This window comes from Neptuniibacter sp. 2_MG-2023 (genome assembly GCF_030547495.1).
In the GTDB taxonomy this organism is placed as follows: Bacteria; Pseudomonadota; Gammaproteobacteria; order Pseudomonadales; family Balneatricaceae; genus Neptuniibacter.
On the sequence record NZ_JAUOQC010000010.1, the window covers coordinates 132,744 to 139,150 of the forward strand.

Genomic DNA, 6,407 nt, shown 5'->3' on the forward strand with positions numbered 1-6,407 from the left:
AAAGTGTCATTGAAATTTTTGCATAGAGAATTACCGATTGTGCAGGGGCCTATTTTCCGAACTCACTCTTTTCCTTATAGTTTTTTAGCGTCCGCCATTGTTTTAATGGATTCATGCAGTTAAGACCCTTCTGATTTATGTGCACTACATTCCTTGCATTCACCGTATAAAATAAGTTCATGGTCTTCAACTGTAAACCCTTCAGGCATAAAGCTTTCGAAGCCGCCTGGGCATAAATTCACTTCAAATACTTGTTCGCAATACCGGCATTGGAAATGATGGTGGTGTGTATGTGTTTTGATCTCGTATCTTGGATTTTGTCCAGGGAGTAAAACGCTTGTAATCAGATTGTTTGCTTGTAGTCCTTTTAAGTTTCGATAAACCGTGGCTAATGACATTTTAGGCACAATAACGGAGGCTAAACTCAAAATTTCTTGGGCAAGCAGAGGGCGTTTTGCTTCAGTCAGCACTGCACGAATAGCCTCATACTGGCGGGTTTTACGTTCAATCGTCATTTTTTCCTCAAAATCTAGCTAACAATCACTAAAGGATTTAAACAGAGTGTGATTCTGACTGCACGAATAAATTCTTGTTAATCCTTTAATGATAATGCATTATCATTAGCAATAAGAAAAGTGAGGAATAAGTAGAGATGAGTTCTGAAAGTAGTCAAGCAAAGCGCCTTCCAGTTACGGTTATTTCCGGCTTTTTAGGGGCTGGTAAAACAACCTTGCTAAATCACATTCTTAATAATCGTGAAGGGCGCCGTGTTGCTGTCATTGTTAATGATATGTCGGAGGTCAATATTGATGCAGCGCTTGTGAGGGAAGGTGGTGCAGAACTTTCTCGCACTGAAGAAAAGCTTGTAGAGATGAGCAATGGATGTATCTGCTGCACATTAAGAGAGGATCTATTAGATGAAGTCAGCCGTTTAGCTAAGGAAGCTAGGTTTGATCATCTCGTTATTGAGTCTACAGGTATATCAGAACCTCTACCGGTTGCAGAGACATTTACCTTTGAGGATGAGGGAGGGCAAAGTCTTAATAGCATTGCGCAGTTGGATACTATGGTGACTGTGGTTGATGCATTTAATTTTTTACGTGATTACAGTTCGCAAGACAGCCTTCAAATGCGTGGTGAATCCTTGGGTGATGAAGATCAACGAACGGTAGTTGACCTATTGATTGAGCAGGTAGAGTTCTGTGATGTGATCGTGCTGAATAAAACCGATTTAATTTCAGCTGACGAGCGGGAGCAGCTTGATGCCATTCTTCGTAGTTTGAATACGCGGGCTCGTATTGTGGTTGCTGAATATGGAAAAGTCTCGCTTGAGCATGTTTTAGGAACGGGGCTGTTTGATTTTGAACAAGCTTCATTAGCGCCTGGCTGGCTGAAAGAGATGCGTGGCGAGCATGTTCCAGAAACAGAAGAGTACGGTATTAGCTCTTTTTTATATCAGGGAAGACGGCCATTCCATCCTTTAAGGTTTAAAAAATGGGTGGAGAGCGAGTGGCCGGGCGTTGTGCGTTCTAAAGGCTATTTTTGGTTGGCTTCTAATCCGACAATGGCGGGCAGTTGGTCGCAAGCAGGCGCTGTTGCTCATCATGGTCCTGCGGGACATTGGTGGGTATCTGTACCAATTGAAAAGTGGCCCGATGACCCTCAAAGCGTTGTTTTTATTCGTCAGAAATGGGATGAGAATGTCGGTGATGCGCGCCAAGAGATCGTGTTAATCGGCATGGATATGGATAAGGATGCGCTTTGCGCTGGCTTTGATGAGTGCATGCTGACAGATGAAGAGATGGCCTGTGGTCCTGATGCTTGGTCAAGTTGGAATAATCCTTTTATGAGCTGGCCGCAAAGTGAACAAAAGACTCACTCCTAAGCGGGTCCTTAAAACTGGAGTTCGATTGTTATTTTTAGATCGCTTTAGTGGGCTGCATTGAGATGCAGCCTATAACTTCTATAGCTCTTTTTTATTTCCTTTCTTTTTATTATGGCGATAGCAAGGTTGTTGTTAAGTCATATCTAATTCGCACATTTTTAGAGAATAAACATGATTCGAAAAAACCCTCGTGGCGATATACCACAAATTCATCCCGATGCTTTCATTGATCCGACAGCTATTATCTGTGGATTAGTTATCGTTGAAGAGAACGTTTTTATTGGCCCCTATGCTGTGATTAGAGCCGATGAGGTTGATGCTAATAATCATATAGAGCCGATCATAATTGGGGCGCATTCTAATATTCAAGATGGGGTTGTGATTCACTCCAAATCAGGGGCGAAAGTCTCTATAGGGCAGCGAACCTCTATTGCTCATCGAGCTATTGTACATGGGCCCTGCTCTGTAGGTAGTGGGGTGTTTATCGGTTTTAATTCAGTGTTATTTAACTGTACGGTGGAAACCGGTTGTGTGGTTAGACACAACGCTGTAGTCGATGGTTGTCATCTCCCCGCGGGTTTCTATGTACGCTCTACTGAGCGAATAGGTGCAGAAACCGACCTTACGTCTCTACCGCAGGTTTCCGTGGCGGCGAGTGAATTTTCCGAAGATGTAGCGCGTACCAATAATGAGTTGGTTATGGGTTATAAGCGAATCCAGAACGAGTTTTAATATATGAAGTCCGTTAATATCACGCTGCCCGATGGGGCAATAAAATGTTTTGATAACCCCGTTACCTCTAAGGACGTCGCCTTATCGATTAGCCAAGGCCTTGCTGAGAATGTCATAGCGGCCAAGGTCAATAATAGGCTGATGGATCTAAGTGATCTTATTGATGTTGATGCAAAAGTGCAGCTGATTACAGCTCGAGATGATGAGGGGGTAGAGATTATCCGCCACTCTTGTGCGCACCTTATAGGTCATGCGGTTAAGCAGCTTTACCCTTCAGCCCAAATGGTTATTGGGCCTGTGATCGATGATGGCTTTTACTATGATATAGCGTTTGAGCGGCCTTTTACGCCTGAAGATCTTAATGCCATTGAGCAGCGTATGGGGGAGCTGATTGCTAAGCAATATGATGTTGTTAAGCGCAGCTTGCCACGTGAAGATGTTGTGAAAATTTTTACAGAGCGGCAAGAGCTGTACAAGCTACGTCTTATAGAGGATATGCCGGATGAGCACGCTTTTGGCCTCTATTTTCATGAAGAATATATAGATATGTGTCGTGGGCCACATGTGCCTAATACGCGTTTTTTAAAGCACTTTAAGTTGACTAAGTTGTCAGGTGCTTATTGGCGCGGTGATGCTAACAACGAGCAGCTCCAGCGTATCTATGGTACGGCATGGGCCAATAAAAAAGCACTCTCGGCATATTTGCGTCGTATCGAAGAAGCAGAGAAGCGTGACCATCGTAAATTAGGTCGTGAGTTGGATCTATTCCACTTTCAAGAAGAGGCGCCGGGGGCTGTGTTTTGGCACGCTAAAGGATGGACGCTCTTTCAGCAGCTTATTGATTATATGCGTTACTGTCAGCAGCAAGCTGGTTACGTTGAGGTGAGTTCACCGGATGTGATGGATAGAGGTTTGTGGGAGCAGTCGGGTCATTGGCAGAACTATCGTGATCATATGTATACAACAGAGACTCAAGATGGAAAGGTCCTCGCGCTTAAGCCGATGAATTGCCCTGGGAGTATTCTGATGTATCGACATGGGTTTAAAAGCTATCGTGACCTACCAATCAGAATGGGGGAGTTTGGTAAAGTGCATCGCTATGAGCCTTCTGGTGCACTCCATGGTTTGTTGCGGGTTAGGCACTTTACGCAGGATGATGCCCATATCTACTGCACGCCTGAGCAGGTTAAAGATGAATGCCGATCTGTTGTACGAATTGTGCTGGATATCTATAGTCATTTTGGTTTTAACGATGTGCGCATTAAATTGTCAACACGTCCAGAAAACCGTATAGGCACAGATGACACATGGGACTTTCTTGAAGGTGCATTAACTCAGACCTTAGAGGCTATGGAGCTTAGTTTTCAAGTCAATCAAGGTGAGGGAGCATTTTATGGTCCAAAACTGGAGTTTGTTCTGCGAGATGCTATTGGCCGTGATTGGCAGTGCGGTACCTTACAGGTGGATATGAATCTGCCTGAGCGCTTTGCTCTGGAATATATTGATGAGGAGGGGCAACGTAAACATCCGATCTTGCTCCACCGTGCACTATTTGGCTCTTTAGAGCGATTTGCCGGTATTTTGTTAGAGCATCATGAAGGTAAATTACCTTATTGGTTAGCACCGGTTCAGGCTGTGGTTCTATCGATTACTGATGAGCATGTAGATTATGCACAAAGCGTTGGTCAGTGGTTATCCCTTGAAGGGTTGCGTACTGAAGTGGATAGCCGGAAAGAAAAAATAGGCTATAAGATACGAGAGAGAACACTACAGCGCATCCCTTTCATGCTTATCGTTGGGGCGAAAGAACGTGATACCGGTTCCGTTTCTATACGAAGCCGTGATGGCCAAGATCTAGGTGCTTTCTCGCTTGTTGACGCGTTAGATTTTTTGCGCCGAGAATGCGCACCTCCTTATCAGATATCGCAAGAGCAATTATTAACATCACTGCAAGAAAAGTTGCAAATTGAATCACCTGATAAGGCATTAATATGAAGCAGGCTTTTAGAAAAATACAAAGCTTAGCCGATGAGCTACATGCTGACTTATTGGTTTTGGGGGGAGTGGTTATAACGCCTAATGGTGCTGAGCAAATAGATATAGCAAGTTCCGGCGGGGTTATTGTTGCTTTAGGTGATTTAAAGGGGAGGTGGCAGGCCGACCAAGTGATAAATGCACAAGGTTTGCATGTATTGCCGGGCGTAATTGATAGCCAAGTGCATTTCCGTGAACCCGGACTCTCCCATAAAGAAGATATTGAAAGTGGCTCTCGTGGCGCTGTTTTGGGAGGCGTTACCGGTTTTTTTGAGATGCCAAATACTGACCCACTAACACTTTGGGACGCCGATCTTCAGGCGAAGTTAGATGCTGCAGACGCTAAAGCATGGTGCGATTACGCATTTTATATTGGTGGTTCCGCTGTTAATGCAGAGCAGTTAGATAGGCTAGAAAATCTGCCTGGGTGTGCGGGTGTGAAAGTGTTTATGGGCAGCTCTTTTGGTGATCTACTAGCTGATGATGACGCGGTGCTGCGTAACATATTGTCTCATGGTCATCGGCGTATGGCGGTACACGCAGAAGATGAGGCGTTGTTAAAGGCACGTAAACAGATCGTAGAAGAAAGTGGTGATGTATGTCAGCACCATGAGTGGCGTAATGTGGAAAGCGCTTTTAAAGCGACTCGGCGTATTGTTGCGTTGGCGGCAGAAAGTGGGCGTCGATTACATGTTCTCCATGTATCAACTGCCGATGAGATGCGATTTCTGGCGAGGCATAAGCGGCGTGTAACAGTGGAAGTGACCCCACATCATCTATCTATGGTTGCGCCTGACTGTTATGAAATGCTGGGAAGTTTGGCGCAAATGAATCCCCCTGTACGCGAATTAGAGCATCAAGAGGCATTATGGGAAGGTATTCAAAATGGCACAGTGGATGTTATTGGCAGTGATCATGCACCTCATACATTAGAGGAGAAGTTAAGGCCTTATCCTCAATCCCCTAGTGGGATGACAGGGGTGCAAACTTTATTACCTTTAATGTTAAATCATCTGCATGAAGGTCGATTAACACTTCAGCGGCTGGTGGATTTAACCAGCGCGGGCCCGGCACGTATTTTTGGTATTGAGGGGAAGGGGCGTATAGCTTTAGGTTATGATGCTGACTTAACCTTAGTTGATCTTAACGCTCAACGTATTATTGATAATGAGTGGATTGCGAGCCGTAGTGGTTGGACGCCTTATCATGGCAAAAAAATTACGGGGTGGCCTATTCATACCGTTGTTAGGGGGCAGATCGTCGTAAGAGATGAGGTGTTGGTCGGGGAGCTACAAGGAAAGGCGATGGAGTTTATTGAGGTGATAGATTAAACAGGTAGAGAGAACGAAGTAATTCCATAGATAAAAAAAGCGGGGCTTAAAAGCCCCGCTTTTTATTTGTACTTTAAGCGTTTCTAGCTATCAGTATTACTTTCTTGACGCTTACGTAGTTCGCGAGGGTCATTAGGTGCTCGGCGTGTTCTGCGCTTACGAACAGGAGGCGCTTCTTTACTAGGCGCTTCAGCCGTTTCGCTAACATCGCTAGGTGCTTCAGTGACTTCGCTAGGCGCTTCAGCTGTTTCGCTAACGTCGCTTGATGCTTCAGTGGCTTCGCTAGGCGCTTCAGCTGTTTCGCTAACGTCGCTTGATGCTTCAGTGGCTTCGCTAGGTGCTTCAACTGTTTCGCTAACGTCGCTTGATGCTTCAGTGGCTTCGCTAGGTGCTTCAACTGTTTCGCTAACGTCGCTTGATGCTTC

At 45.0% G+C, this 6,407-nt stretch carries 5 protein-coding genes and 1 pseudogene; 4 read left to right on the plus strand and 2 right to left on the minus strand.

Features of this window, described 5'->3' with window-relative positions; translation table 11 throughout:
- Positions 1-119: 119 nt before the first annotated feature.
- Positions 120-515: a Fur family transcriptional regulator gene (locus Q4486_RS11135; RefSeq protein WP_303519468.1), complete on the minus strand. Its 396-nt coding sequence runs from the start codon at positions 513-515 to the stop codon at positions 120-122.
- Positions 516-652: 137 nt separating this feature from the next.
- On the opposite strand from Q4486_RS11135, the gene zigA reads away from it, so the two are divergent.
- The 4 genes from zigA (at position 653) to Q4486_RS11155 (ending at position 5,982) form a co-directional block, all read left to right on the plus strand.
- Positions 653-1,885 carry a zinc metallochaperone GTPase ZigA gene (gene zigA, locus Q4486_RS11140; protein WP_303519469.1) on the plus strand — a complete coding sequence of 411 codons (1,233 nt, stop codon included), beginning with the start codon at positions 653-655 and terminating at the stop codon, positions 1,883-1,885.
- A gap of 171 nt (positions 1,886-2,056) precedes the next feature.
- Complete coding sequence (locus Q4486_RS11145) at positions 2,057-2,617, plus strand: carbonate dehydratase (protein ID WP_303419042.1); 561 nt, start codon at positions 2,057-2,059, stop codon at positions 2,615-2,617.
- A 3-nt stretch (positions 2,618-2,620) separates the two neighbouring features.
- Positions 2,621-4,612: a threonine--tRNA ligase gene (gene thrS, locus Q4486_RS11150; protein WP_303519471.1), complete on the plus strand. Its 1,992-nt coding sequence runs from the start codon at positions 2,621-2,623 to the stop codon at positions 4,610-4,612.
- The gene (locus Q4486_RS11155) at positions 4,609-5,982 is read left to right on the plus strand and encodes a dihydroorotase (protein WP_303519472.1); all 1,374 of its coding nucleotides are present in this window, start codon (positions 4,609-4,611) and stop codon (positions 5,980-5,982) included. Before thrS ends, Q4486_RS11155 begins: the two co-directional genes overlap by 4 nt.
- Positions 5,983-6,065: 83 nt before the next feature.
- On the opposite strand, the pseudogene Q4486_RS11160 reads toward Q4486_RS11155, so the two are convergent.
- A pseudogene (locus tag Q4486_RS11160) lies at positions 6,066-6,407 on the minus strand (hypothetical protein); the annotation flags it as partial.

What these genes read in the sequence shown, in the direction of transcription:
- Q4486_RS11135 (WP_303519468.1), bottom strand. Translation starts at nt 515, where the DNA reads ATGACGATTGAACGTAAAACCCGCCAGTATGAGGCTATTCGTGCAGTG.
- zigA (WP_303519469.1), top strand. Translation starts at nt 653, where the DNA reads ATGAGTTCTGAAAGTAGTCAAGCAAAGCGCCTTCCAGTTACGGTTATT.
- Q4486_RS11145 (WP_303419042.1), top strand. Translation starts at nt 2,057, where the DNA reads ATGATTCGAAAAAACCCTCGTGGCGATATACCACAAATTCATCCCGAT.
- thrS (WP_303519471.1), top strand. Translation starts at nt 2,621, where the DNA reads ATGAAGTCCGTTAATATCACGCTGCCCGATGGGGCAATAAAATGTTTT.
- Q4486_RS11155 (WP_303519472.1), top strand. Translation starts at nt 4,609, where the DNA reads ATGAAGCAGGCTTTTAGAAAAATACAAAGCTTAGCCGATGAGCTACAT.